At 62.8% G+C, this 25256-nt stretch carries 24 protein-coding genes; 14 read left to right on the top strand and 10 right to left on the bottom strand.

The features are described 5' to 3' along the window. Positions 1–6 precede the first annotated feature (6 nt). The 10 genes from V3C40_RS16375 to V3C40_RS16330 all read left to right on the top strand — a co-directional run bounded on the left by V3C40_RS16375 (position 7) and on the right by V3C40_RS16330 (position 9778). Positions 7–1506, top strand: a complete 1500-nt coding sequence (locus V3C40_RS16375) for an NADH-quinone oxidoreductase subunit M (RefSeq protein ID WP_034749975.1) — start codon at positions 7–9, stop codon at positions 1504–1506. Between the two features lie 16 nt (positions 1507–1522). Further along, the gene (nuoN, locus tag V3C40_RS16370; RefSeq protein WP_034749973.1) at positions 1523–3025 is read left to right on the top strand and encodes an NADH-quinone oxidoreductase subunit NuoN; all 1503 of its coding nucleotides are present in this window, start codon (positions 1523–1525) and stop codon (positions 3023–3025) included. Positions 3026–3028: 3 nt separating this feature from the next. After that, complete coding sequence (locus tag V3C40_RS16365) at positions 3029–3352, top strand: DUF2818 family protein (RefSeq protein ID WP_034749970.1); 324 nt, start codon at positions 3029–3031, stop codon at positions 3350–3352. Between the two features lie 57 nt (positions 3353–3409). Beyond that, the gene (locus V3C40_RS16360; protein WP_034749968.1) at positions 3410–3982 is read left to right on the top strand and encodes an NUDIX domain-containing protein; all 573 of its coding nucleotides are present in this window, start codon (positions 3410–3412) and stop codon (positions 3980–3982) included. Positions 3983–3990: 8 nt separating this feature from the next. Continuing rightward, the gene (locus V3C40_RS16355) at positions 3991–4686 is read left to right on the top strand and encodes a membrane protein (RefSeq protein WP_034750291.1); all 696 of its coding nucleotides are present in this window, start codon (positions 3991–3993) and stop codon (positions 4684–4686) included. 12 nt (positions 4687–4698) lie between these two features. Further along, complete coding sequence (ispD, locus tag V3C40_RS16350; RefSeq protein ID WP_331777991.1) at positions 4699–5400, top strand: 2-C-methyl-D-erythritol 4-phosphate cytidylyltransferase; 702 nt, start codon at positions 4699–4701, stop codon at positions 5398–5400. 17 nt (positions 5401–5417) lie between these two features. Further along, complete coding sequence (ispF, locus tag V3C40_RS16345; RefSeq protein ID WP_331777990.1) at positions 5418–5918, top strand: 2-C-methyl-D-erythritol 2,4-cyclodiphosphate synthase; 501 nt, start codon at positions 5418–5420, stop codon at positions 5916–5918. Between the two features lie 219 nt (positions 5919–6137). Next, positions 6138–8129, top strand: a complete 1992-nt coding sequence (locus V3C40_RS16340; RefSeq protein ID WP_331777989.1) for a PKD domain-containing protein — start codon at positions 6138–6140, stop codon at positions 8127–8129. 113 nt (positions 8130–8242) lie between these two features. After that, positions 8243–9418, top strand: coding sequence for a PQQ-dependent sugar dehydrogenase (locus V3C40_RS16335; RefSeq protein WP_331777988.1), 1176 nt, complete (start codon positions 8243–8245; stop codon positions 9416–9418). Between the two features lie 57 nt (positions 9419–9475). Next, on the top strand, positions 9476–9778 hold the full coding sequence (locus V3C40_RS16330) for a hypothetical protein (RefSeq protein ID WP_070302176.1): 303 nt from the start codon (positions 9476–9478) through the stop codon (positions 9776–9778). 4 nt (positions 9779–9782) lie between these two features. Here the strand turns inward: V3C40_RS16330 and V3C40_RS16325 are convergent, their stop codons facing one another. Then, on the bottom strand, positions 9783–10997 hold the full coding sequence (locus V3C40_RS16325; protein ID WP_051991039.1) for an MFS transporter: 1215 nt from the start codon (positions 10995–10997) through the stop codon (positions 9783–9785). A 90-nt stretch (positions 10998–11087) separates the two neighbouring features. Here V3C40_RS16325 and V3C40_RS16320 point away from each other — a divergent pair, with 90 nt between their 5' ends. Further along, positions 11088–11708 carry a TetR/AcrR family transcriptional regulator gene (locus tag V3C40_RS16320; protein ID WP_072452749.1) on the top strand — a complete coding sequence of 207 codons (621 nt, stop codon included), beginning with the start codon at positions 11088–11090 and terminating at the stop codon, positions 11706–11708. On the opposite strand, the gene V3C40_RS16315 is transcribed toward V3C40_RS16320, so the two are convergent. Beyond that, the gene (locus tag V3C40_RS16315; RefSeq protein WP_072452751.1) at positions 11709–12047 is read right to left on the bottom strand and encodes an MmcQ/YjbR family DNA-binding protein; all 339 of its coding nucleotides are present in this window, start codon (positions 12045–12047) and stop codon (positions 11709–11711) included. 514 nt (positions 12048–12561) lie between these two features. On the opposite strand from V3C40_RS16315, the gene V3C40_RS16310 reads away from it, so the two are divergent. Beyond that, positions 12562–13218: a CCXG family PEP-CTERM protein gene (locus V3C40_RS16310; protein ID WP_072454057.1), complete on the top strand. Its 657-nt coding sequence runs from the start codon at positions 12562–12564 to the stop codon at positions 13216–13218. A 73-nt stretch (positions 13219–13291) separates the two neighbouring features. Here V3C40_RS16310 and V3C40_RS16305 read toward each other — a convergent pair whose 3' ends face one another. The 6 genes from V3C40_RS16305 to V3C40_RS16280 all read right to left on the bottom strand — a co-directional run bounded on the left by V3C40_RS16305 (position 13292) and on the right by V3C40_RS16280 (position 20290). Further along, positions 13292–14272, bottom strand: a complete 981-nt coding sequence (locus V3C40_RS16305; protein WP_331777987.1) for an FHA domain-containing protein — start codon at positions 14270–14272, stop codon at positions 13292–13294. Further along, positions 14269–15684: a S1 family peptidase gene (locus V3C40_RS16300; RefSeq protein WP_331777986.1), complete on the bottom strand. Its 1416-nt coding sequence runs from the start codon at positions 15682–15684 to the stop codon at positions 14269–14271. The genes V3C40_RS16305 and V3C40_RS16300 overlap by 4 nt, the downstream gene beginning before the upstream one ends. A 74-nt stretch (positions 15685–15758) precedes the next feature. Then, positions 15759–16412: a GTP cyclohydrolase II gene (gene ribA, locus V3C40_RS16295; RefSeq protein WP_034749940.1), complete on the bottom strand. Its 654-nt coding sequence runs from the start codon at positions 16410–16412 to the stop codon at positions 15759–15761. A gap of 220 nt (positions 16413–16632) precedes the next feature. Beyond that, positions 16633–18882, bottom strand: a complete 2250-nt coding sequence (locus V3C40_RS16290) for a PhoX family protein (protein ID WP_331777985.1) — start codon at positions 18880–18882, stop codon at positions 16633–16635. Positions 18883–19039: 157 nt separating this feature from the next. Then, positions 19040–19426, bottom strand: coding sequence for a DoxX family protein (locus V3C40_RS16285; protein WP_319992871.1), 387 nt, complete (start codon positions 19424–19426; stop codon positions 19040–19042). A 162-nt stretch (positions 19427–19588) separates the two neighbouring features. Continuing rightward, a complete protein-coding gene (locus V3C40_RS16280) occupies positions 19589–20290 on the bottom strand; it encodes a pirin family protein (RefSeq protein ID WP_331777984.1) in 702 nt (233 codons plus the stop codon). 167 nt (positions 20291–20457) lie between these two features. On the opposite strand from V3C40_RS16280, the gene V3C40_RS16275 reads away from it, so the two are divergent. Both V3C40_RS16275 and V3C40_RS16270 read left to right on the top strand, forming a co-directional pair. Continuing rightward, positions 20458–21384, top strand: coding sequence for a LysR family transcriptional regulator (locus tag V3C40_RS16275; protein WP_034749931.1), 927 nt, complete (start codon positions 20458–20460; stop codon positions 21382–21384). A 165-nt stretch (positions 21385–21549) separates the two neighbouring features. Further along, positions 21550–23706: a putative bifunctional diguanylate cyclase/phosphodiesterase gene (locus V3C40_RS16270; protein WP_070302160.1), complete on the top strand. Its 2157-nt coding sequence runs from the start codon at positions 21550–21552 to the stop codon at positions 23704–23706. Positions 23707–23717: 11 nt separating this feature from the next. Here V3C40_RS16270 and V3C40_RS16265 read toward each other — a convergent pair whose 3' ends face one another. Continuing rightward, positions 23718–24251 (bottom strand): DUF4256 domain-containing protein, encoded by a 534-nt coding sequence (locus tag V3C40_RS16265; protein WP_034749927.1) that lies wholly within the window; start codon positions 24249–24251, stop codon positions 23718–23720. 64 nt (positions 24252–24315) lie between these two features. Next, on the bottom strand, positions 24316–25236 hold the full coding sequence (locus tag V3C40_RS16260; RefSeq protein WP_331777983.1) for a LysR family transcriptional regulator: 921 nt from the start codon (positions 25234–25236) through the stop codon (positions 24316–24318). Between the last annotated feature and the right edge of the window lie 20 nt (positions 25237–25256).

Raw genomic sequence — 25256 nt, 5'->3', positions numbered from 1 at the left:
AGAACCATGATGCAGTCTACGATTTCTACATTACCTCCTTACCTGAGTCTGTCGATCTGGGTGCCGATCATTTGCGGCGTCCTGATCCTGGCTCTCGGCCGTGACAGCAAAGCGGGCTTTACCCGCTGGCTGTCGCTGGCTGGCGCCGTGCTCAGCATGCTGTGCACCTTGCCGCTGATCCAGCATTTCGACAACGCCGCACACGGCATGCAATTCGTCGAAAAAGCACCGTGGATTGAAACTTTCAATATCTGGTACTCGCTGGGTATCGACGGCCTGTCGCTGTGGTTCGTGCCACTGACGGCCTTCATCACGGTCATCGTCGTCATTTCGGCCTGGCAAGTGATCGAGAAGCGCATCGCCCAGTACATGGGCTCCTTCCTGATCCTGTCGGGCCTGATGATCGGCGTGTTCTGCGCCCTGGACGGCTTGCTGTTCTATTTCTTCTTTGAAGCAACCCTGATCCCGATGTTCATCATCATCGGTATCTGGGGCGGTTCGAACCGCGTGTACGCGTCGTTCAAGTTCTTCCTGTACACCTTCTTCGGTTCGCTGCTGACCCTGGTTGCCATCATCTACCTGCGCAATGTGTCGGGCACCTTCGACATCCTGGCCTGGCACGCGTTCAAGCTGACGATGAACGAACAGATCTTCATCTTCCTGGCCTTCCTGATGGCGTTTGCCGTCAAGGTGCCGATGTTCCCCGTCCACACGTGGTTGCCGGACGTCCACGTGGAAGCGCCTACGGGTGGTTCCGCCGTGCTGGCCGCCATCATGCTGAAACTGGGCGCCTACGGTTTCCTGCGTTTCTCGCTGCCGATCACGCCGGACGCCAGCCACTACCTGTCGGGCTTCATGATCGCCTTGTCGCTGATCGCCGTCATCTACATCGGTCTGGTTGCCCTGGTGCAAACCGACATGAAAAAACTGGTCGCCTATTCGTCGATCGCGCACATGGGTTTCGTGACCCTGGGCTTCTTCATGTTCAACGACATCTCGGTGCAGGGCGGTATCGTGCAGATGGTCTCGCACGGCTTCATCTCCGGCGCGATGTTCCTGTGCATCGGCGTGCTGTATGACCGCATGCATACCCGCAACATCGCCGACTACGGCGGCGTCGTGAACCGCATGCCGAAATTTGCCGCCTTCTTCGTACTGTTCTCGATGGCCAACTGTGGTCTGCCAGCGACGTCCGGCTTCGTCGGCGAGTTCATGGTGATCCTGGGCGCGGTGAAATACAACTTCTGGATCGGTCTGCTGGCTGCAACGGCACTGATCTGGGGCGCGGCGTACTCGCTGTGGATGGCCAAGCGCGTGGTGTTCGGCAAGATCAAGAACAAGCATGTGGCCGAACTGACCGACATCAACAAGCGTGAATTCTTCATGCTTGCTGTGCTGGCCATCGCCGTGCTCGTGATGGGTCTGTACCCAGCCCCGTTCACCGACACGATGCAAACTTCGGTTGCTGACCTGCTGCAGCATGTCGCCACCAGCAAGTTGCCTTAAATAGAAGACCGATAACATGACTAATGCACCTAATCTGGTACCGCTGTACGCGGAAATCTTTCTGCTGATCGCCACGTCGGCGCTCTTGCTGATCGATATGTTCTTGCCTGCGGCGAAGCGTTCGATCACCTATGCGCTGTCCCTGCTGACCTTGGCAGGCTGCGCCTTGCTGACCGTGGGCGACTTCAACGCGGGCACCACCGTCTACACGTTCCATAACATGTTCGTGTCGGACCCGATGTCGCAGCTGTTGAAACTGTTCTCGTACGGCGCCGTGGCGTTGACCCTGATCTACTCGCGTACCTATGCCACCGACCGCAACATGCTGTCGGGCAACCTGGGCGGCGAGTTCTACGTGCTGGCCCTGTTTGCACTGCTGGGCCAGATGATCATGATCTCGGCCAACAACTTCCTGATCATCTACCTGGGTCTGGAACTGATGTCGCTGTCGCTGTACGCGCTGATCGCTTTGCGCCGTGACAATGCCAAGGCCACGGAAGCGGCCATGAAATACTTCATCCTGGGCGCACTGGCTTCCGGTTTCATGTTGTACGGTATCTCGATGCTGTACGGCGCCTCCGGCACGCTGGATCTGGGCGAACTGCGCGTGGCGCTGGAAAACGGCAAGACCAACGGCACCATCATGGTCTTCGGCCTGGTGTTCCTCGTAGCCGGCCTGGCCTTCAAACTGGGCGTCGTGCCATTCCACATGTGGGTGCCTGACGTGTATCAAGGTTCGCCGACGGCCGTGACCCTGCTGCTGGGCGGCGCGCCGAAACTGGCCGCGTTTGCCATTACCCTGCGCTTGCTGGGCGAGGGCTTGCTGCCGATGGCGCATGACTGGCAGCAAATGCTGCTCGTGCTGGCCGTGATGTCGCTGGCCATCGGTAACTTCACCGCCATCGCGCAAACGAATCTGAAGCGCATGTTGGCGTACTCGACCATCGCGCAAATGGGCTTCGTGCTGCTGGGTCTGCTGTCCGGTACCGTTGACGCACCGAACAACACCCTGAACGCGGCTGGCGCAGCCACCGCCTACGGCGCCTCGATGTACTACGTCATCACCTACGTGTTCACCACCCTGGGTACCTTCGGCGTGATCATGTTGCTGGCACGTAGTGGTTTCGAAGCGGAAGAACTGGCCGACTTCAAGGGCCTGGGCAAACGCAGCCCGATCTTCGCTCTGGTGATGACCCTGTTCATGTTCTCGCTGGCCGGCGTGCCGCCGCTGATGGGCTTCATGGCCAAGTACTCGGTGCTGGCCTCCGTGCTGGCCACGGGCCAGCTGTGGCTGACCATCGCCGCCGTGCTGTTCTCGCTGATCGGTGCCTTCTACTACCTGCGCGTCGTGAAAATGATGTGGTTCGACGAGCCGACCGATACCAATGCACTGGTCGTGCATGGCGACATGCGCGTCGTGCTGGCACTGAACGGCGTATTCGTCCTGGCGCTGGGCGTCATGCCTAACAGCATCCTGGCGGCCTGCGCTTCGGCCATCACCAAGACCCTGGCGTCCTGACCGATGGATGTCACCGTCTCGAGCTGGCTGGTGATTGCCCTGGGCATCCTGGGCGCCAACCTGCCTTTCTTGAACGAGAAACTGTTTGCCGCCGTGCCCCTGAAAAAGGCGGCGCAGGCGGAGCAGGGCTGGCGCAAGCCGCTGGCGCTGCGCCTGCTGGAGATGGTGATTCTGTACTTCATCGTCGGCGCCGTGGCGTTCGCGCTCGAAGCACGCATCGGCAACGGTTTCCCGCAGACGTGGGAGTTCTACGCCATCACCGGCTGTCTGTTCCTGGTGTTGGCTTTCCCAGGCTTTGTCGGGCGTTACCTGCGCAAACGCCGTTAGCAACAACGACCGAAAGCGGCGCCTCTGGCGCCGTTTTTTATTGAATAAAGGAATTCCATGGATACCCAAGCCACTGATACGCAATTGATTGAAACCAAGGTCGATGGCGAGCTCGTTTACCAAGGCGGCTTCCTGCGCGTGCAGCGCGACCGTGTTGCCCTGCCGGACGGCAAGATCACGGCGCGCGAATTCGTCTTGCATCCGGGCGCCGTCGTCATCCTGCCGCTGCTCGACGATGGCACGGTGCTGATGGAACGCCAGTACCGCTATCCGCTGGACCGGGTCTTTATTGAATTCCCGGCCGGTAAGATCGACGCGGGCGAATCGCACCTGGCGTGTGCCCAGCGCGAGTTGCTGGAAGAGACGGGCTACACGGCCAGCGACTGGCAATTCGTCTCCACCATCCACAACGCCATCGCGTATTCCGATGAACATCTGGAACTGTTTTTGGCGCGCGGCCTGGTGGCTGGCGAACGCCAGCTCGATGAGGGCGAATTCCTCGAGACATTTACGGCCACAGTGCCGCAGCTGCTCGACTGGGTCAAGGATGGCACGATCACGGACGTGAAAACCGTCATCGGTATCTTCTGGCTTGACAAGATCACCAGCGGCGTGTGGCAGCCGGCCTGATACAGCGCATGCGCACGGCAATCTTCCTGCTGCTGGCGACGGCCAGCCTGGACACGCTGGCGGCCGCGCGCACGCCGTTCCAGGTGCGCTGCGAAGACACGATCAGCAAGACGGTGTCCGTGCTGACGGCGCAGCAGAATGGCTACAGCATCGACACGCATCTGCCGTACAAGGCCCTGACGGTGATGAAGGGCATGGCGCGCGCCAATACCTGGGTACTGGGATTGACCAAGACGGATTCGCGCGTGGCCATCGCCCTGGCCGGCCCCATGCTGCAAGACCCGGCCAGCGGCTATGAATGCGTGGCGCCGCAGATTACCGTGAGCCTCACGTATGCGCCCGTGGTGATCTATATCGGCCGCGAGTTTGCCCCAGGCACTTGCGCGTATGATGAGATACTCGCGCACGAGCTGCGGCACATGAAGACCTATATGGAACACTTGCCGCGCGTGGAAAAGACCGTGCGCGCCGCGCTGGCCAAACGCTTCGAGGCGCGGCCCCTGTACGCGCCCAGCGGCACAGCCAAGGCGGCGCTGGCGCGCGAGATCGACACGGGCTGGTTGCCGTATATCAAGGCAGAAATGCGCAAGGTGGAAACCTTGCAGGCGGCCATCGATTCTCCACAAGAATATGCACGCCTGGGCAAGGCGTGCAAGGGCGAAATCCAGAACATCCTGGCGGGCAAGGCAGCGCCCGCCAACTAGACAAGGAATGGCATGACAGCAGCACCGAATACCGTCCGCTACTTTGCGCTGATCCCCGCCGCTGGCGTGGGCGCGCGCATGGAAGCGGGCAGTCCCAAGCAGTATTTACCCATCGCCGGCAAACCCATGCTGCGCCATGCGCTCGACGCCTTTCTCGCCAGCCCCCTGATCGCGCACACCTATGTCGTCGTCAGCGCCGACGATGGCGTGATCGACACGGTCGTGCCGGAACAGGGCGTCACTGTGCTGCGCTGCGGCGGCGCCACGCGCATGGAAAGCATCCTTAATGGCTTGCACGCCTTGCACGGCAGCCTCGTTGCCCACGACCAGGTGCTGGTGCACGACGCGGCCCGTCCCGGCCTGACGCCGGCGCTGATCGAAAAGCTCATCACCGAAGTCGGTGGGCATGCGGCCGGGGGCTTGCTGGCCTTGCCCGTGGTCGACACCGTCAAGCGGGCGGGGCAGGGCAGCCTGTCTGCGCAGACGGTGCCGCGCGACGGCCTGTGGCTGGCGCAGACGCCGCAAATGTTCAGCTATGCCTTGCTGCACAAGGCATTATCCGAAGCGCCCGATCCGCAAGCGATCACGGACGACGCCAGCGCCGTCGAAGCGCTGGGCCTGGCGCCCAAGCTCGTCGAAGGCCACCCGCGCAACCTGAAGGTGACCTTGCCGCGCGACATACACACGGCCGAGCTGTATTTGGCCCATCCTTGAATTCCTGAGAGACACGCATGAACACAACGACACCTGACCTCCCATTACGCATCGGCCAGGGCTATGACTGCCACGCGCTGGTGGAAAACCGCGACCTGATCATTGGCGGCGTGAAGATTCCCCATCACCTGGGCTTGCTCGGCCATTCCGACGCGGACGTGCTGCTGCACGCGATCACGGACGCCATCTTCGGCGCCGCCGCCCTGGGCGACATCGGCCGTCATTTTCCCGACACGGATGCGCAATTCAAGGGCGCCGATTCGCGCACCCTGCTGCGCGAAGCCGTGCGCCGCGTGCAAGCCACCGGCTATGTGATCGGCAACATCGACGCCACCATCATCGCCCAGCGCCCGAAAATGGCGCCGCATATTGCCGCCATGTGCGCCAACGTGGCCGAAGACCTGGGCGTGAGTGTGAGCCAGGTCAACATCAAGGCCAAGACGAATGAAAAGCTCGGTTACCTGGGCCGGGAAGAGGGCATCGCGGCGGAAGCCGTGGCCTTGCTGTTGCGGGCCTGAGCGTACCCGGCAGCGCTGTTTTAATGATTCCTGAAAATTAATATTTCTAAAGTGAAATTTGGTGAAAATTTAACGTTATTGTCATGATAATATTTGTCCGCTTTTTCGGACGCGACAAGACGTCACCTTATAACCACGGGAATATTGAGAGAACGGAATCATATGCGCAGTCGTATGCAAGGGCCAGTCGTGCGCTGGTTGGGCGTTGGGATGCTGGCCATGGCCATGCTGGCCGGGTGTGGCGGTGGTGGCGGTGGCGGTGGCGGTGGAAACGATACTATATCGCCTCCGCCGGTCAATACGGCACCAAAAGCCGCTGTCTACTTTGCTGGCACGGTCAGCAATGGCAGCAGCGGTGCCGACGCTACCGCCACCACAGGCGCCGATGTGGTGCTTGATGCGTCTGGTAGCAGCGATGCGGAAGGCGATGTACTCAGCTATATTTGGAGCCTGGTCGCCAAACCTGCTGGCAGCGCCTACGTGCCCGTTACTCCCACCGGTGCCAAGCTCAGTATCAAGCCCGATGTACTGGGTAACTATGTATTCAATTTGCGTGTGACAGACAGCAAGGGTGCGTTCTCAGACAAGAGCGTAACTGTGATTGCCGACAATACCCCACCGAATGCGGTCACTGTGATTCGGGCTACCTTTACGGCGGTGCCAGTGAATCAGCCGCTCCTGACCGTGTCGGTCGGTTCTGGCGTGGCCCTCGACGCCTCAGGCAGTACGGATGTCGACGGCGACGTCGTCAGTACGACATGGCAATTGATAACAAAGCCGGTCGACAGCATGTCCACGCTGTATGCCACGGGACAAGGCGCCGTCTTCTCGCCCGATGTGATGGGCATGTACCAAGTGCGCGCCCACACTACCGATGGCAAGGGCGCATATGCAGACACGGTGTACCAGATCAGTGCCGCCAACAAGGCGCCGGTCGGCGTCATCCGCGGTACGGTGGCTGTTATCAGCCGCGACACGCAAACGGTGCCGATAGGCCAGCCGGTGGTCACCAGCGGCATCCTGAGCTATGACGAGGGTGGTGCTCCGCTGAGCTATGCCTGGGCGGTCGATACCCGTCCGTCCGGTTCTGTTGCCGTTGTAGGTGCAGCGACGGCGGCGATTCCTGCATTTACGCCGGACGTGGCTGGTGCTTACGTGTTGTCGCTGACAGTGAGCAACGGCCGCCAGACGGCCGTCGCTTACCTGAAGCTCAATGCGGTCACGTCGACTTCGAGCGTGGTCGCATTGCCGTTCAAGCCGGTTGAAATGCGTTATAGCCAGGCTGTTGACCGCCTGGTCGTGGTGACTGCGGAGCCGTACACAATCAAAGTCATCAATCCGGTCGATGGTGCGACCACCAGCATTGATCTGCCGACAGCGGTCAAGACCTTCAATCTGAGTCCGGACGGCAAACTGGCTGCTGTGTTGCATGATGGCGTGGTCAGTCTGGTTGATCTGGTGTCGGGGAGCCTGTTGAAATCGTCCGGCACCGGTGGCATGCAAACGGAAGTATTCGTTACCAACGCCGGCGTGGTATTTCTCTCGGGCCAATCGACTGTTTCATACGCACGGCCCGCTGTTGCTGTTATCAACGCACGTACGGGACAGGCGATGCCTTCGCTTGAGTTTGGTAATAGCGGTTTCTATGGCGCCCTGCGCGGCGTGTTTGCGGCATCGAAGAACAAGGCATTTCTCTCGCAGGGTAATTACGCGACTCTCTCGTATTTCACCATTGACCCGCAAACGCACGCCATCCTCACCAACGGCACTGTGTATAGCGACTATTACATTTCGTCACCGTTCTTCCTGTCTCCGAAGGAAGATTTGTTGTTTACCGCAAACGGTACCTACTTTAGTACCGATACGTTGCAATACATGGGGCGCTTTACCTTTGGTTCAAGCAGCAGCGGCGGCAGCAACAGCATGCAAGCGATGAGTTATTCGCCCGCCAGAGCGGAAGTGCTGCTGATGGAAAGTTCGCTTGACTACGCTTATCCAGCCAACGATACGGTATATCAGACCAGCTACAAGAAATATAGCGGTGAACTGCTGTTCCCTGCAGGCAGTGTTAGCCTGCCGGTGATTGGCGGCGAACAAAGTTACGGCATCGGCATCTTCCACACGGCCGCTGGCGACCCCGTGGCGCTGGTGCAGACGGGTGGCGCACAGAAGGGCACCGCGCGCGCCAAGTACTATCTGGTGTATCGCTGATCGCATGAGACGGCGGCGCGTCCGCCGTGTAATTTGTGCTATTTTTAAAGGCGGCGCGATGGCAAAGACCATCCCGGCCGCCTTTTTTCATTGACGACACAGGAGAATTTCCGATGCCAACCATCAAGCGCACACACCTTGCCACCGCACTGCTGCTGGGAGCTTTCGCCGCTTGCGCCATGCCCGCCCACGCCGAACTGCAAGCCACGGGCGAGCCGCCCGCCGCCAAACAGGGCTGGAAGGCCGAGACCGTCGCGCAGGGCGTGCGCCAGCCGTGGGGCATCGCCTGGCTGGGCGAGGGGCGCGCGCTCATCACCAGCAAGCAGGGGACCTTGCATCTGCTCAATGGCAAGAAATTCGAGGACGTTGCGCTGGAAGGCATGCCCAAGGTGTTTACGGGCGGGCAGGGTGGCCTGCTCGACATCGTCGTTCATCCGCAGGATGCGGCCAAGCCGAATCCGCGTGTGTACATGACGGTATCGACAGGCAACAACGACGCCAACCGCACGACCCTCGTGCGCGGCGTGTTCGACGGCAAGAAGGTGACGGGCATCCAGACCCTGTTCAAGGTGGCAACCGACAAGAGCGGCGGCCAGCATTTCGGTTCGCGCCTGCTGTGGCTGCCGGATGGCACTTTGCTGATGAGCGTGGCCGATGGTGGCAACCCACCGCTGCGCATCGGTGACCGGCTGGCGCGCGAGCAGGCGCAAAACCTGGCCACGCACCAGGGCTCCATCCTGCGCCTGACGGACGAGGGAAAACCGGCGCCCGGCAATCCGCTGGCGGCCAAGGGGGCCTTGCCGGAAATCTGGTCGTATGGCCACCGCAACGTGCAGGGCTTGGCGCTCGATCCTGTTTCCGGCCGCGTGTGGGCCACGGAACACGGGCCGTATGGCGGCGACGAGCTGAACCTGGTGACGGCAGGCGGTAATTACGGCTGGCCTTTGCAAAGCTATGGCGCCGACTACAAGACGCATGAGCCCGTTGGCAAGCACGAAGTGGCGGGCATGCTCAATCCGAGCGTGGCCTGGGTGCCGTCGCCGGCGCCGTCGGGACTGGCCGTCTACACAGGCGACAAGATTGTCGCCTGGCGCGGCAGCATCTTCAGCGGCGGCCTGGCAGCCAAGGATATCCGCCGCATCGCCGTTGACGCGAACGGCAAGGTGATGGGACAGGACCGTCTGGACATCGGCGCGCGCGTGCGCGACGTGCGCCAGGGGCCGGACGGCTATCTGTATGCGTTGACCGATGAAGACAATGGCCGCTTGCTGCGCATCGTGCCGCAGTAACACGCCAGGCGCCCACTTCGCTTAAGATGGCGCCTTTACTTCATTCAAGGTGGCGGCATGGCCCGTGATACTTATGCATACCGGCACGTTGCCGTCGAATCGCGCGCCATCGATGGCCACGTGGAAATCCGCCCCGTGCCGGGCCAGGCTTTCTCACCCGAGCTGGCCGTGCAGTGTTCGCGCCGCCTGGCCGACCTGCAGCGCTATCCGTTGGGCAGCCGTTTTTTACTGTTTGCCAAGCTGACGGACCGCTTGGGTGGCACGCCTTTCCTGTATGCATATCACGGCGACGCGGACGTCGTGATGACGCCGGCCGAAGTGACGAAATTCCTCGGCGAATTTCGCCGCGGCCGCATCTGATTTTCTACGAGGCGACGCAGGCCGCGCCAGCCTTGGCATTGGCTTGCGGCTTGCCGAAGATCGCGATCGTCAAGGCGCAGCCGAGGGCGAACAGGCCACCGACCACCATCGCGCTCGATACGCCCAGCCGGTCGACGGCCATGCCTCCCAGCAACGCTCCCGACGCCAGCGACACTTGCACGATGGCGACAAACAGCGCGCTGCTGCCTTCCATCAAATGCGGCGCCGCCTTGAACATCCAGGTCTGCACGGCGATCGGCATGGCGCCGAAACCGAAGCCCCACACGGCCACCAGCAGCATGGCGGTGAGTGCATGGCTGCCGAACGCGGCCAGGGCCAGGGTGGACAAGCCCAGCACGGCGCCCGTCACCATCAGCGCGGCCCGTTCGTAGCGGCCGGCGGCCCAGCCGCCCACGAGGTTGCCGATGAAACCGGAAGCGCCGTACACGAGCAGCATCGCGCTGACGGTGCCGGCCGCCAGGTGCGACACTTGCGTGAGGAACGGCGCGATATATGTGTAGGCGGCGAACTGGCCCGTGAAGATCAGGGCCGTGGCGATCAGGCCCAGCCTGGCTTTACGGATGCCGAAAATCATCGGCAACTGGCGCAAGCGGATGGCCTGTGTCGGCGGCAGCCTGGGCAGCAGCAATAGCTGGCCGATGAAGACCAGCACGGCAATGGCGCTGGCCGCGCCGAAAGCGACCCTCCATCCCACCAGTTCGCCTACCAGCGCGCCGGCCGGCACGCCCGCCACCGTGCCCAGCGAGACGCCGGCGAAGATGATGGACATGGCGCGCGACGCATGCTGCGGCGACACGAGGCGCGGGCCGATGGCGCTGCCGATGGCCCAGAAGCCGCCCACGCCCACACCCAGCATGGCGCGGCCCAGCAGTATCCAGCCATATGACGGCGCCAGCGCCACCAGCAGGTTCGAGGCGATCAGCAGGGCGGTGAGGGCCAGCAGCACGATGCGGCGGTCCAGGCGGCCCGAGCCGACGGTGACGAAGATGGCGGCAAACGCGGCAACGATGCCGGGCGTGGTGATCATCAGTCCCGCCTGGCCCTTGCTGATGGCCAGTTCGGCGGCCATGGCTGGCAGCAGGCCGACGGGCAGGAATTCGGAGGTGACGAGGGCGAAAGCGCCGATGCCGACCGACAGGACGGCCAGCCACGGCGCCACGGTGGTATCGTCGCCAGAAGTGTTGGAGGGTGTGTGCATAGGGGTTCCTGAAAAGCCCGGAGGTTTTTAACCGGTCGGTATATAATATCTGGAAACGAACATCGTTGTCATAATTTTTTACCGATCGGTATGAAACAAGAAAAAACAGCTGAGACAGCCAAGGCAAAAACGGGCCGCCCACGCACCTTTGACGCGGACGAGGCGCTCGATTGCGCCATGAAAGTGTTCTGGGAAAAGGGCTATGAAGGCAGTTCCCTGCCGGAATTGACGAAGGCCATGGGCATGAACCGGCCCAGCCTGTATGCCGTCTTCGGCAACAAGGAGCAGCTGTTCCACAAGGCGCTCGAGCGCTACAGCGACACGCGCATGCGGTTTTTCGATGCGGCGCTGGAACAGCCGACGGCGCGCCAGGTGGTGGAAGCCTTGCTGACGCAGTATGTCGACGCGCAAACCATGCCGGACGGCCCGCACGGCTGCATGGGCGTCAATGCGGCACTGGCCTGCAGCGACGATGCCCTGCCGATCCGCGATGAATTGTTCGCGCGCCGGCTGCGCGGTGAAATCAAATTGCGCGACCGCTTGCGGCGCGCCAAGGAAGAGGGGGATTTGCCGCCCGATTCCTGCCCGGAGCAGCAGGCGCGCTTTGTCGTGACCCTGTCGCAGGGCATGGCCATCCAGGCGGCGGCCGGCGTCTCGCGCGAGCAATTGCAGCAGATGGTGGGTTTGCTGCTGCGTAATTGGCCGATGTAACTATCCTGTCGGGGCGATGGTCTTGGCCAGGTCGCTGGGCGCCTTGCGCCGCCAGGCGGCCGTCAGGGCGGCGGCCAGCATGTCGAGCTCGGCGTCCGCCAGGCACACCGTGATGCCGGCCAGGCGTTCGCCCCACCACAGTTTCTCGCAGCCCGCTGGCGTGATGACGGTGGCGATATGCGCCGCTTCCGCATCGAGCAGCACATTGATGTGCTCGTCGTCGGGCAGGGTGGCGAAGATCTTCCCGCCCACGCGGAACGATGGACGGTCGTGGTGTTCTTCCTCTGTAGTGTCGGGAAACGACAGTGCCAGATAGCGTAGTTCTTCCAGGTCGACCATTCCTCTTTCCCCCTCATCGGACAGATAGCAGCGTGACTACATTTTGCCATGCTGTTTCGCCCCGTGGTGCAGCGGCATGCGAAAAGAAATGCGCAAGATGCGACACTGACGGACTGGTCTGTGGTGCCGCCGCGACACGCCGCGCGCCGCGCACGGTCGTTGCGACAGAGTGGAAGATGGTGCTTTTCTGCCGCTGGACAGACGCTTGCCAGAAAAATATCTTTCATGGCTAAAAGAAAAATACTTTTCTTCCTGGAAATTTAAGCTAGAATAGCTCCAACGTCTTACCTGACCCGTCAATTGTCTGGCCTTGTCCCGGGAACCCGAACCCTTTCCAGGACGCTTGCAGTGCCGCCATGGCACGCCGCAAGTCCGCGCTGTTTTGTGGAAGCCACGTCCCCGACCGCTCATTCACGCAATCCCTAGCGCTACGCCGACACGCCTCAATGCAGCGTGTATTCAGCTCCAGCGCCCCTTGCTGCGCCCACTGAATACTTACTTACTGGATACCATCATGAAAAACCTGCCTAAAATCGCCCTGTCCCTGATCGCCGTCGGTGTGTTTGCCCACGCGAACGCCAGCACCATCACCGTCTCCACCGGCTATTCGGGCGCCGGTGCGCAAAGCTCGGCCGCCGACTACCAGTCCGTCGTGAATGCCGCCGTGGCCACGCCAGGCGCCGGCTATGGCTCGACGACGATCGCCAGCTACGACAACGTCAGCAACAGCGGCCTGTTCGGCAGCGGCTCGAACATCGCCTTTAAGTCGGTGATTAACTTTGGCGTCAGCGCGGCCGATGCGGGCGCCTGGAGCTTCCGCAGCGGCGTCGACTTCGGCAAGGGCGGCGCCCTGTTCCTCGACGGCGTGGCGCTGGACTTCAAGAGCAACGACATGTGGTGGGCAGGCAACTACAACAATGGCAGCCAGTTCTTCAGCGGTTCGAGCGCCTTGTCGGCCGGTAACCACACCCTGAGCATCTACGGCCTGGAAGGCTGCTGCGATGGCGGCCAGCAAGCGCAGTTCAAGGCGGGCAACAACAATTTCGCCAGCTTCGGTGCCAATGACGGCTTGATCTCGGCCGTCCCTGAGCCAAGCACCTACGCCATGCTGCTGATCGGCCTGGGCTTGCTGGGCTTTACGGCGCGCCGCAAGCAGGAAGCGAAGTTCTAAGCAGAAGTTCCAAGCAATAATAAAAAGCCCGCCGGTCTGTCAGGACACGGCGGGCTTTTTGCATGTCGGCCTCTTAATCGCCGCTGTCTTCGTCTTCGTCGGCGCCCTTGGCCGCCTTGCCCCGTTCGGCATCGACGGCGCGCTGCAGGCCGGCCGCGTCGCGGAAGAAGGCGTCCGTCGTGTGATCCGGGCTCAGGCGCAAGGCCGACGGGTAGATCACGGACATGTAGGTCTCGTCGGCCAGGCGGCCGCTGGCCTGCAGGTTGCTCAGCAGGATCAGGCTCGAGCCGAGGATGGCCAGCACGACGGCGACGAGGCCGAAGCGGCGCGGGTGCTGCGGTTTGATCGTGCACAAATGGTAGTAGATCATGGCGCACACGATGATGATGAACATATGCCGTCCGTAGCGCGTCAGCGCTTCCAGCGACAGCGCGTACGCCGCCACGTTGCTGGCCAGCTCCCACACTTCCATGGCCAGCAGGCCGCAGCCGATGATGAACAGGTGGCGGCCGAAGCGCGCCACATGGCCGAACAATCGGTTTGCCACGGCCCAGACCGACGCCCATACGAGGCCGCCGGCCAGCGCATAGGCGACGATCATCAGATAGGAAATCGGCTCGAAGGCGTCCGCATCGCTGAGCCAGTTGCTGAAGGCGGCCGAGGCGCCGATCATGGCCAGGCCGGCGACGGCGGGGCGCAAGCCTTCCCAGTCGTGCCGGGTCGTGTCGCCCAGTTCGGGCGCCACCGGATGATCGCTGGCCCGCACGCGCAGGCGCGTGTGGCCGAGGCGCACGATGCTGTTGCCACTCAAGGCCACTTGCGGTTGCCGCTGTCCCCGGTGGATCACGCCGTTCTGGCTGCCCAGGTCGCGCAGCAGCAGGCCGCCGTCGCCGTCGTCTTCCACAATGGCGTGCTCGGCCGCCGTATGCGGGTCGTCGAGGATGAAGTCGTTGCCGTAGCCGCGGCCGATGCGGATCGGCAGGGACTCGATCCGCTGGCGCCGCTGCACTTCGCCATTCTCGGCGAGGATTTCAAGGTAATAGGGCGGCTTCATGGCTTGCGGCTGCTGGTGGTGGTGGGCGCGCGCGACAGCGCTTCGAGGAAGGTGCGCGTGACGCGCATGCCGTTGGCGTAGGACACGCCGCGCGCGTCGATGCGGCTTTGCAGGCTCATCAGTGGCTCATCGGTGCTAGCGGCCAGCAGGGCAAAGTCGTACAGTCCCGTAAACTTGCGGTAGGCGCGCACGCACAGGACGGCGCGCAGGGGCAGCGTCTTGTTCTTGACGAACTGTTCGGTGCATTGCGGGCCCGTCAGATTCACGCTCTTGTAGCTGCCGAAACTTTCATTCTTGAACGAGGCGCTGGCCAGTTCGGAAAAGCGCAGCGCGCCCAGTTCGCTGCTGCGCAAGAATTCGTGGCGCATCGACACTTGCCCCGTCTGCAGGGCGCCGGAAATGAAGATGGCCGATTCCATGGCGCAGCTGGTGTTGTCGAGCATGTAGGGCTTGTCGGACTTGACGTTGGAGCGGCCCCAGCAGCGCATCTGGTCGGACTCGCGCACGGGCACGCGGTACGGGCCCATGGCTTTCAGGCTCAAGGGCGTGTCGAGCAGGCGCGCCAGCATGACTTCCTGGTGCGCCAGCAGCTGCGCCGTCACCAGCGGCTTGAAGTCTTTCGGCGGCTTGCCTTGCTGCGCCACCTTGGCCAGCAATTGCTGGGCATAGCGGGCGGGCACGAGGAAACTGACGAGTTCGCCGTCGAGGCGTTTCGACACGTTCACGCCGGCCACGTCGCCATTCGCCGTGACGCTGGGGCCGCCGCTCATGCCGGAATTGATCGGCCCCGTAAACATCAGCTGGTCGTAGAAGCTGCGCGTGACGACGCCGTTGTACGAACCTTCCGAAATGGCGAAGCCCAGGTCCAGCGGATTGCCCATCGAATACAGGTATTGGCCTTGCGTCAGCGGCGCCAGCGTTTCCGGTATCTTGAAGAAACCCGTGCCGTGGCGGTTGACGCGCAGCACGGCCAGGTCGTGCAGCACGTCGACGGCCAGCAATTCCACATTGCCGCGCTGGCCGCTCGTGTCGACCCATTCGCCCACATAGGTATCGGGGTCGAGCGCGAACTGGGACACCACGTGATAGTTGCTCACCACCAGGTCGCCTGTGCCGATCAAGAAGCCCGAGCCGACCGACGACTGCGTGCGGCCGTTTTTCAGCAGCACGCGCACTTGCAGGATGTCGGCCCGCGCGGCCGTGTACAGTTTTTGCGCGGCGGACGAGGGCGGCGGCAGGGCCGCATGTTCGGTGGCGGCGGGCGCGGCGGTGGCCGGCGGCGGTTTGGCGGGAGGAGTCGAAGCGGCGGGGGCAGTGACTGGCGCAGCGGCTGGCGCAGGCGCCGGGGCCGCGTGTGCGCCCGCTGCAGCGCACAGGCTGGCCAGCAGGAAGGCGTAGTCAGATAATTTCATGCATCCTTTGTGCGTGAGCAGGAGCGCGGCGGGCGAGGACCGGCATGCGCCGGCCCGGCAAGCCGGGGCAGCAATTACAGGGCGCCGTCTTCCAGCGCCGGGGCCGTTTCCGGCGTCATCATGTGACCCAGCTTGCTTTGCTTGGTATTCAGGTAGTGCTGGTTGAAGGCGTTGCGGTTGACCAGCAGCGGCACCCGTTCGGCCACCGTGATGCCCAGCGCTTCCATTGCCGCGATCTTGCGCGGGTTGTTCGTCATCAGACGCAGGCTGTGGATGCCGAATTGCGCGAACATGGGCTTGCACAAGGTGTAGTTGCGCGCGTCGGCCTTGAAGCCCAGCTGTTCATTCGCCTGCACCGTGTCGGCGCCCGCTTCCTGCAGGCGGTAGGCGCGGATCTTGTTGATCAGGCCGATGCCGCGTCCTTCCTGGCGCAGGTACAGCAAGATGCCGCGGCCTTCCTCGGCGATGCGTTTCAGGGCGCCCTCGAGCTGGGCGCCACAGTCGCAGCGCTGCGAAAACAGCACGTCGCCCGTCAGGCACTCGGAATGCACGCGCGCCAGCACCGGTTCGCCGTTGCCGATATCGCCCAGCACCATGGCCAGGTGTTCCTTGCCCGTGGCGTGTTCGACAAAGGCGTGCAAGGTGAACTGGGCCCACGGCGTCGGCAGTGCGCAGGAAGTCGTGTAATCCAATTCGCCTGTCGCCAGGATGTCTGCGCCGCTTTGCATGGTTGTGCTCATATAAGTAATTATCAAAAATAAAAGGCGCGCGACACCACTCCGGTGCCGGCGCGCCTTGCCATCATACCAAAAAGCAGGGAAACGTTTTCCCTGGCTGCCATTCGGTCGTTGCAATGTCTGGTGATAAGCCTTACTTAGGGGCACTTCCTCCTTTTACAAGGTGAATTGCTGGCTTTGCCTGGCGGTAGCCGCCGCCAGGCACGGGACATCAACTGCCGATGCGTCCGCCATCGTTCTTGGTGATCACGATGGTGGCCGAGCGGGGGCGCTTGCCGGCGCCATAGCCGGCGTTGGCAGGCCACTGGCTCGTGTATTTGGACGGATCGCCGATATTCGCCAGCGAGGTGTTTTCGCCCGGATGCTGGATGTTGATGAACATGGTCTTGCCGTCAGGCGTTTCGCTGATGCCCGTGATTTCCGAGCCGACCGGTCCCACCAGGAAGCGCTTGAGCGTATCGGCCGTGGGTTTCTTGCCGATGAAGGTGTCGACCGCCAGGTTGCCGCCGGCCGCCGTCGCGTAGTTCAGGGTGGACTTGGCGCCATCGCCGACCTTGCCGGGAATGGCCGCCAGCATCATGCAGTTGGTCACATCCGTGTACGCGCCATCGTCCGTCTGGATCCAGCAGATGCCCGTGTACGGGCTGAAGGCTAGGCCGTCAGGGCTCGAGAAATCCTGGTCGGCCGTCAGGTTCGACAGGTTGATCTTGCTGGCGTCGGCGCCGCTCTCGGCGCCAAACAGGTAGACGTCCCACGTAAAGCTGGTGGCCGCGGCCGCGCCCGTGCCTTCCTTGAAGCGGATGATGTGGCCGTTCGGATTGCCGTTCTGCGCGCTGCTGCCCTTCATGTCCGTGTAGGCGCGCGGATTGGCGCTGTCCGGCGCCAGCTGCGACGAGCCGCTCGGATTGGCGGTGCGGTTCGAGTTATTGGTCAGCGTGTAGTAGATCTCGCCATTGGCCGGGTTGACCGAGCACCATTCCGGACGGTCCATCTTCGTTGCGCCCACGGCGTCGGCCGCCAGGCGGGCGTTGACCAGCACGTCGGCCAGGTCGGCGAACTTGTAGGCGCTGTAGGCCTGGATCAGCGCGTTCGACATGGCCAGCTCGATCCACTGGCCCGTGCCGTCAGCGGCCAGCTTGGCCACGTACAGCTTGCCCGAATCGAGGTATTTGTCGCCGGTGGCGATACGGTCGGCCGGATTGGCATCGGCGGCGGCCCAGACGGCCGTCGTGACGAACTTGTAGATGTATTCGTTGCGCGAATCGTCGCCCATGTAGACGGCCAGCTGCTGGCCCACGGCCGGCACGCTGAAGGCGGCGCTTTCGTGCGCGTAGCGGCCCAGCGCCGTGCGCTTGCGGATGGCCTTGGTTTTGTCGTACGGATCCATTTCGACGATGTAGCCCATGCCGTTCAGCTCATTGCGGTAGTCGTCGCTGCCGTTGGTCGACGCGCCGATCTTGCTCAGATTCCAGCGCGCGTACTTGTCGTCGCTGCCGCCCGTTTCCCAGCCGTGGCGCGAGGCGCCGCCCTGGCTGCGGCCATAGCGGTTCAGCGACACGACGGACTTGTCGCCGCGCGCCGCGTTGTCGGTGGCCGAGCGCGTGAAGTAGCCGGCCCAGTTTTCTTCGCCGGACAGGTAGCTGCCCCAAGGCGACTTGCCCGTGCCGCAATTGTTGATGGTGCCGCGCGTCTTGGTGCCGGTCGGCGAATACTTGGTGACGACGAGGGCGTTGCCGCGCACGGGGCCGGCGATCTCGATGTCCGTCAGCGGCGTGACGCGGCGGTTGAAGGCGGAATCGTTGACGGTGGCCCAGGCGCTGCCCGTCTTCTTGACTTCCACCACGCTCAGGCCGTGGACGGCCACTTCCTTGTCGACTTCGGCCGCAGGGCGGGGCAGCGAGGTGGTGCCGCCATTCACGTGCAGGAAGTGCGAGGACAGTTTTTCGTCCGTGGTCGCTTCGTGGTTCATCGCCAGCAAGCCACGTTCGGCGCCGGACGCCAGCGGCGCGCCGGCGGCGGACAGGCCGTAGTATTCCATGCCGTCGTGGTGGTCGCCGGCGCGGTTGTCGAAATCGGTATCGCTGCCGTCATTCTTGTACGCTGGCGTGGCCGCGCGCAGCGAGTCGCCCAGCGCGTACAGGGCCGTGGCCGTGTAGCCGGCCGGTACCGACACGACGTCGGCCAGGCTTTTTGGCACGGCCGTGAAGGCCAGCAGTTTTTCAGGCGTTGGCGTCGGCGTCGGCGTCGGCGTGACGGCGACCGCATCGCTGCCGCCACCGCAGGCGGACAGGCCCATCGACCCCATGACGGCGGTAGCGGCCGTGACGGCACTGCCGCGCAGCCAGTTGCGGCGGCTCAGGCGGGCGTTCAGGATGCTGTTGAAATGGTTGTCGTGGGACGCGTTGCTGTCAATGTCGTTCAGATCGGTGGCGCTGATGGCCAGATCGTTGGGCTTGTTCATGGGCTGCGATGTCCTGTGGTTGCGTGATTTAAATGGCAACCGCATGATAGTTGGCGAATGTGACAGCGCCATGTCAGCTTGATGACAAAACGGTGACAGGCTGCCGGCCGGGCGGGCCGCGTCGATGACGGGCCCGTCCGGTCAGGCAGCCTTGGCCTTACTTGGCCTGGCGAAAGCCGCGTTCCACCAGCAAGAGCATGCCGCCGAAGATGGACAGGTTCTTCAGGAAGTTCGTCAGCTGGTCCTGGAAGTGGGCCGCATCGGCGCTCCAGAAGGCGTGGAAGATCACGGTAGTCGGGATCAGGAACAGCGCCAGGGCCAGCGCCGCCCAGCGCGCCTGCCAGCCCGTGATCAAGAGCAAGCCGCCGCCCACTTCCAGCACGATCACGCCCACCAGCAAGATATTGGCGATCGGCAAGCCCTGGCTGGCCATGTAGCCGGCCACACCGGCAAAGCCGCCGATTTTCAGCAAGCCCGAGACAAAGAACAGCACGCCAAGGGCGGCACGGCCGAGGGGGAACAGCAGATCAGTGTTATTTTTCATATTAATCCAATTGTTTTTATCAAGATTTAAGGTTGACTTGCGGTGCCTGGCAAAACCGTAGCGAGCGGCAGTGATTTGTGGCTAAGAAGCGCAACCGTACTTTAGTACGGTGAGCATCGCAGGCCGCAAAGCGCGACGCGCAGTAGGTTTGGCCAGGTACCATCATTTAGGCAAATCGAAGAGCAGGAACTCCGCATCTTCCGGCTGAGTGATGATCACGCTGGCTTCCTGCGTCAGCTTCAGCGCATCGCCCGCTTTCAACGGCGTGCCGTTGACAACCAGGCTGCCGCGGATCAGGTGCACATAGGCGAGACGGCCTTCGTCCAGCGCATGTTCTGCCTGTTCGCCTTCCTGCAGGATGCTGGCGTAGATGGCCGCATTCTGGTGGATCAGCACGGAACCCTGGCGGCCGTCGGAGGAGGCGATCAAGCGCAGCTTGCCCCGTTTGCTTTCCGGGGTGAAGTGTTTCTCTTCATAGCTGGGCGGAATGCCCGTCACGTTCGGCTGGATCCAGATCTGCAGGAAGTGCAAACCCTCCGTTGCCGAGTGGTTGAACTCGCTGTGGCGCACGCCGCTGCCGGCGCTCATGCGCTGCACATCGCCGTAGTGCAGGACGGAGCCCGTGCCCATGCTGTCCTTGTGTTCCAGTGCACCGTCGAGCACATACGAAATGATTTCCATGTCGCGGTGGCCGTGCGTGCCGAAACCCTGGCCAGGCGTGACCCGGTCTTCATTGATCACCAGCAAGGGGCCAAAGCCCATGTGCAGCGGATCATGGTAGCTGCCGAAGGAAAAGCTGTGGTGGGAATTGAGCCAGCCGTGGTTGGCTGCGCCGCGTTCTTCGCTATGACGAATCTGTAACATGGTGGACTCCGTTTCTAAAGGTTAATGTGCGATAATTTCGAAGGACCGTTGCCTGGCGTTACGCCGTGGCTTCTTTTCTGCCCTTCGCTGTACGATGAACAAAGTATAGGCCCCCCAGCAGAGAAAGAAAAACGGAAAATCTTGCGACCTATGATCGAAAAAATCGAATGTTAAGACTGAGCCTGGAAGCCCTGCAAATCGTTGACGCCATCGACCGCCGCGGATCGTTCTCGTCGGCCGGCAAGGAGTTGCATAAAGTCCCGTCCACCATTTCCTATACGGTGGCCAAGCTGGAAGACGACCTGGGCGTGCAAGTGTTCCAGCGCAATGGCCCGAAAGTCATGCTGACGGCGGCTGGCCAGGAATTGCTGAAAGAGGGCCGTTATCTATTGAAGGCGGCGCAGGACCTCGAGCACCGCGTGCGCAGGGTGGCGTCCGGCTGGGAAACGGAATTGTCGATCGGCATCGATTCCATGTTTTCCGCCGTGGCCCTGGCCGACGACGTGCGCGCCTTTTACGACGTGGCGCAGCAGACGCGCCTGCGCCTGTCGCAAGACACCCTGTCGGGCACGTGGGAAGCGCTGCTGGACCGGCGCGCCGACTTGCTGGTGGGCGCGCCCGGCGACGGACCGGCGGGCGGCGGCTATATCGCGCAGCCGATCGGCATGCTCGACTTCGTCTTTACCGTGGCGCCCACGCATCCGCTGGCGCAGGTGCGGGAACCGTTGTCGCGCGGCCACCTGCAGCAGCACCGGGCCGTGGTGGTGGCCGATTCGGCGCGCCAGATGGCGCCGCGCACCGTGGGTCTGCTGCTGGGGCAAGATGCCTTGAGCGTGCCGAACATGCAGGTCAAGTTCGATTACCAGGTGCTGGGGCTGGGCTTTGGCTTCCTGCCGGGGCCGTGCGCGCGCGCCGCCATCGCCCGCGGCTTGCTGGTGGAAAAGGCCGTGGAAGAGCCGAAACCGTCGGAAACGTTTTACCTGGCCTGGCGAGTGGGCGAGGATGGCGCCGCATTGCGCTGGTGGATGGCGCGCATGCGCGAGCCGGATGTGTTTGCCCGCCTGGCGCAGCATCTGCCGGGCCATTCGGCGTAGACCTTAAAATGTTGACATACGCCAACATTTTTAAGTTACCATATTCGCAGTATTGCAATCGTATTTCTTGCCCGACCTCCATGCCCCACAGTGGGATTTTGATGATTACACACACCGCAGCGCCCCTGATACCTTCCCCTGACCTGGCCCACGAGTGGGGTTGCCATGCTTGAGGCGAAGGTCGCGCTGTGCCTGCGCCTGGCCCAGGACGCCCGTGAACAGGCGGGGCCGCAGCAGGCCGCCACGCTGGCGCGGCTGGAGGAAGAGCTGGAACGGCTGCGCGGCGCCAGCCGGCCCGTGGTGCGCGTGGCGCCCCCCGACGCCTTGCTGGAAATCGATCCCGACGGCTTTTTGATCGGCTGGAACCATGGCGCCGAACAGATGTTCGGCTATTCCGAAATCGAGGCGCTGGGCCAGCACATCCTGTTTTTGTATCCAGAAGACGACGCGGAAGCGAGCGTGCTGGAACTGCATTTCATGCAGGGCGACGTGGCCACCGATGTGCGCCGGCGCAAGAAGTCGGGCATGGTGACATGGCTGCGCATGCACCGCCACGTGATCCACGACCAGGCGGGCAAGGCATGCGGCATGGCCGTACGCCTGTCGGCCATGAGCGAGCCGCTGTCCGACGTGGACAAGGTCAGGTTGCACGCGCGCATCATCGAAGACAGCGAGCAAGCCGTGCTGATCACGGATGCGGAAGAACGCATCGTCTCGATCAACAGCTCGTTCAGCCGCATCACCGGCTATTCGCCTGCCGAAGCCATCGGCCGCACGCCGGACTTGCTGCGCTCGGGCGTGCACGACCCCGATTTCCGCGCCAAGGTGCGCGCCGCCATGCGCGGGCACGGTTCCTGGCGCGGCGAAATCATCGGCAAGCGCAAGAATGGCGAATTGTTCCCGCAAGACGTCACCATCAGCGTCGTGCGCGACGAATTCGGCGAAATCAGCCACGTGTTTTCCCTGTTTTCCGATATCTCGGTGCACAAGGATGCGGAAGCGCGCATGCAGCGCATGGCCAACTACGACAGCCTGACGGGCTTGCCCAACCGCTGCCTGCTCAATCAATTGGTCGACCAGGGCCTGGCCGAAGCGAAACGCCAGGGCACGCATGGCGCGCTGATGGTCATCGACATCAGCCGCATCGGTTCCATCAGCGACACCCTGGGCCATGAAGTGGGCGACCAGCTGGTGATCGCCATCGGCCAGCTGTTCCGTGGCGCCCTGCGCGACGCGGACATCCTGGCGCGCGTCGACAACAGCAAGTTCGTCGTGGCCCTGCTGCATATCGAAAAGCGCGAACACGCGGCAAATGTGGCGCAAAAGCTGCTCAACCTGCTCGAGGCGCCGATCAATATCGATGCGCACGCGCTGCATGTGGGCGCCAGCATCGGCATCACCGTGTATCCGGAAGATGGCCTGGAAGCGCCGGCCCTGTTCCGCTTTGCCGACGTGGCCGTGTCCAAGGCGGGGCAGACGATCGAATCGACCTTCCTGTTTTACCGCGAAGACATGAACCGCAGGGCCAAGGAGCATTTGCGCCTGGAAAGCGAAATGCGGCTGGCGCTGGGTGACAAGGAGCTGGAATTGCATTACCAGCCGAAAGTGAGCCTGGCCAGCGGACGCATCGTGGGCGCGGAAGCCTTGCTGCGCTGGAAGCATCCGATGCGCGGCATGGTCTCACCGGGCGTCTTTATCCCCGTTGCCGAGGAAACCAGTTTGATTCTGGAGCTGGGCACCTGGGTGCTGGACGAGGCCTGCCGCCAGATCCGCAGCTGGGAAGACCGGGGCCTGCACATGCCGGCCATCGCCGTCAACCTGTCGGCGCGCCAGTTCGATGAGCAGTTGCCGGCACGCATAGCGGCCGTGCTCGAGCGCTACGGCGTGCGGCCCGACCAAATCATGCTGGAAATCACGGAAAGCCTGCTGATGCGCGGCGCCGACAAGGTCATCGACATCATGAACCAGCTGGTGGCCATGGGCCTGGCGCTGGCGCTGGACGACTTCGGCACTGGCTATTCCAGCCTCGCCTACCTGAAGAAATTCCCCATCAGTACCTTGAAGATCGACCGCTCGTTCGTCATCGGTTTGCCGTTCGAGGAAAACGATTGCGCCATCGCCCGCGCCATCGTCACCATGGCGCAGCAGCTGCGCCAGGAAATCGTTGCCGAAGGGGTGGAAACGGCCGAGCAGATGCGCTTCCTGCGCGAACTCGGCTGCGACCAGCTGCAAGGCTATCTGTTCAGCCCGGCCGTGCCGGCGGCCGAGTTCGAGCTGATGCTCGATGAAGGCCGGCAATTGCGCCTGGAAGCGGCAGTCTGAAGCCTTAGCGGTCAGACGCGCAGCAAGCCACGGAAACCCCGGCTCGCATAATACGAGTCGGCGCCATTGTGATAGACGAAGACCTGCTCATAGCGGCGGTCGCAAAACAGGGCGCCGCCCAGCGCACGGATGCTGTCCGGCGTCGCGATCCAGCTCGAGGTCTTGCGGTCGAACGGTTCCAGTTCCTGCAACTGGCGGTACTGCGTTTCCGTCAGCAGTGTGACTCCCATCGTTTGCGCCATGGCCATGGCGCTGCCGGCCGGCTTGTTGGCCTTGCGCGCGGCCAGGGCATCAGCATCAAAACACAGGCTGCGCCGGCCGAGCGGGCTTTCTGCCGAACAATCGCAAAACGTGACGGCGCCCGTGCCGCCGGCGTGCCCGATGACGTCCGGTTCGCCGCCCGTGTCTTCCATTTGCTGCAAGACCGCCAGGCTGGCGGGAGCGGCATTCAGCCGCGCCAGCACCTTGTCCCACGTCCATCCCGGATGGCGGTGCATGTGCTTGCTGAAGCGGGTTTGCAAGGTATGGATCAAGTCATCATGCATGGCGCGGCTCCCTGGAAGTTCAATGGTACGGCCGATTATAAGACGCGATGTGGGCAGGCGGCGCTCACCCCAGCTGCACTTTTTCCAGCAGATAATCGAGCATCACGCGCACCCTGGCCGGCACTTGCAGGCCCGGTCCCACGAAGACGGCGTGCACGAGTTCCCTGTCGCCGGGATTGTAGTCCTGCAGCACGGGAATCAAATCGCCCCGCTCGATATCGCGCAGCACGTGATGGCGTGAAAAGCGTCCCAGTCCCATGCCGGCCAGCACCAGCTGGCGCATGCTTTCGCCATCGCTGACGCAGGTATTGCCCTGCGGCGCCACCTGCAATGTTCCGCCCGCGCCATCGAGGAAGGGCCAGGTTTCGTTCTGGCAGCGGAAGTTGAACGCCAGCAGATTGTGCGTGGATAAATCCTGCGGCGTGCGCGGCAGGCCGTGGCGCGCCGCGTAGGCGGGCGAGGCCACGACGACCATCGCGTCTTCGCCCAGTTTGCGCGCCACCAGGTTCGATTCCTTCAGCTTGCCCGTGCGGATGGCGATGTCGGTGCGGTCTTCCAGCAAGTCGACGATGGCGTCGCTGACGACGACGTCGAGCACGATGTCGGGATAGCGCTGCGCGAACTCGGGCAGGATGGGCAGCAGATGGCGTACGCCGAACGGTACGAAACAGTTGATGCGCAAGCGTCCGCGCGGCGCCGCGCCCTGCGATGCTTCGCGCTCGGCGCCGTCGATGTCGTCGAGGATGCGCTTGCACTGCACGAAGAAGGCGTCGCCCTCGGGCGTCGTGTGCAGCTGGCGCGTGCTGCGCTGGAGCAAACGGGCCCCGAGCCGCGCTTCCAGGCGGTTGACGAGCTTGCTCACGGCCGACGGCGTCAAGGCCAGGCGGCGCGCGGCGGCGGAAAAGGCGCCCGTTTCCACCACGGCGACAAACACGGCCATCTCGAACGCGCGGTTGATGTCTTGCCTGGCCATTATTGAATCCATTTCACAGGTGTTTCCATTAT

The sequence above is a fragment of the Janthinobacterium sp. LS2A genome (assembly GCF_036543145.1).
Taxonomy (GTDB): Bacteria; Pseudomonadota; Gammaproteobacteria; order Burkholderiales; family Burkholderiaceae_D; genus Janthinobacterium; species Janthinobacterium aestuarii.
This window is presented reverse-complemented; position numbering and strand designations above follow the sequence as displayed.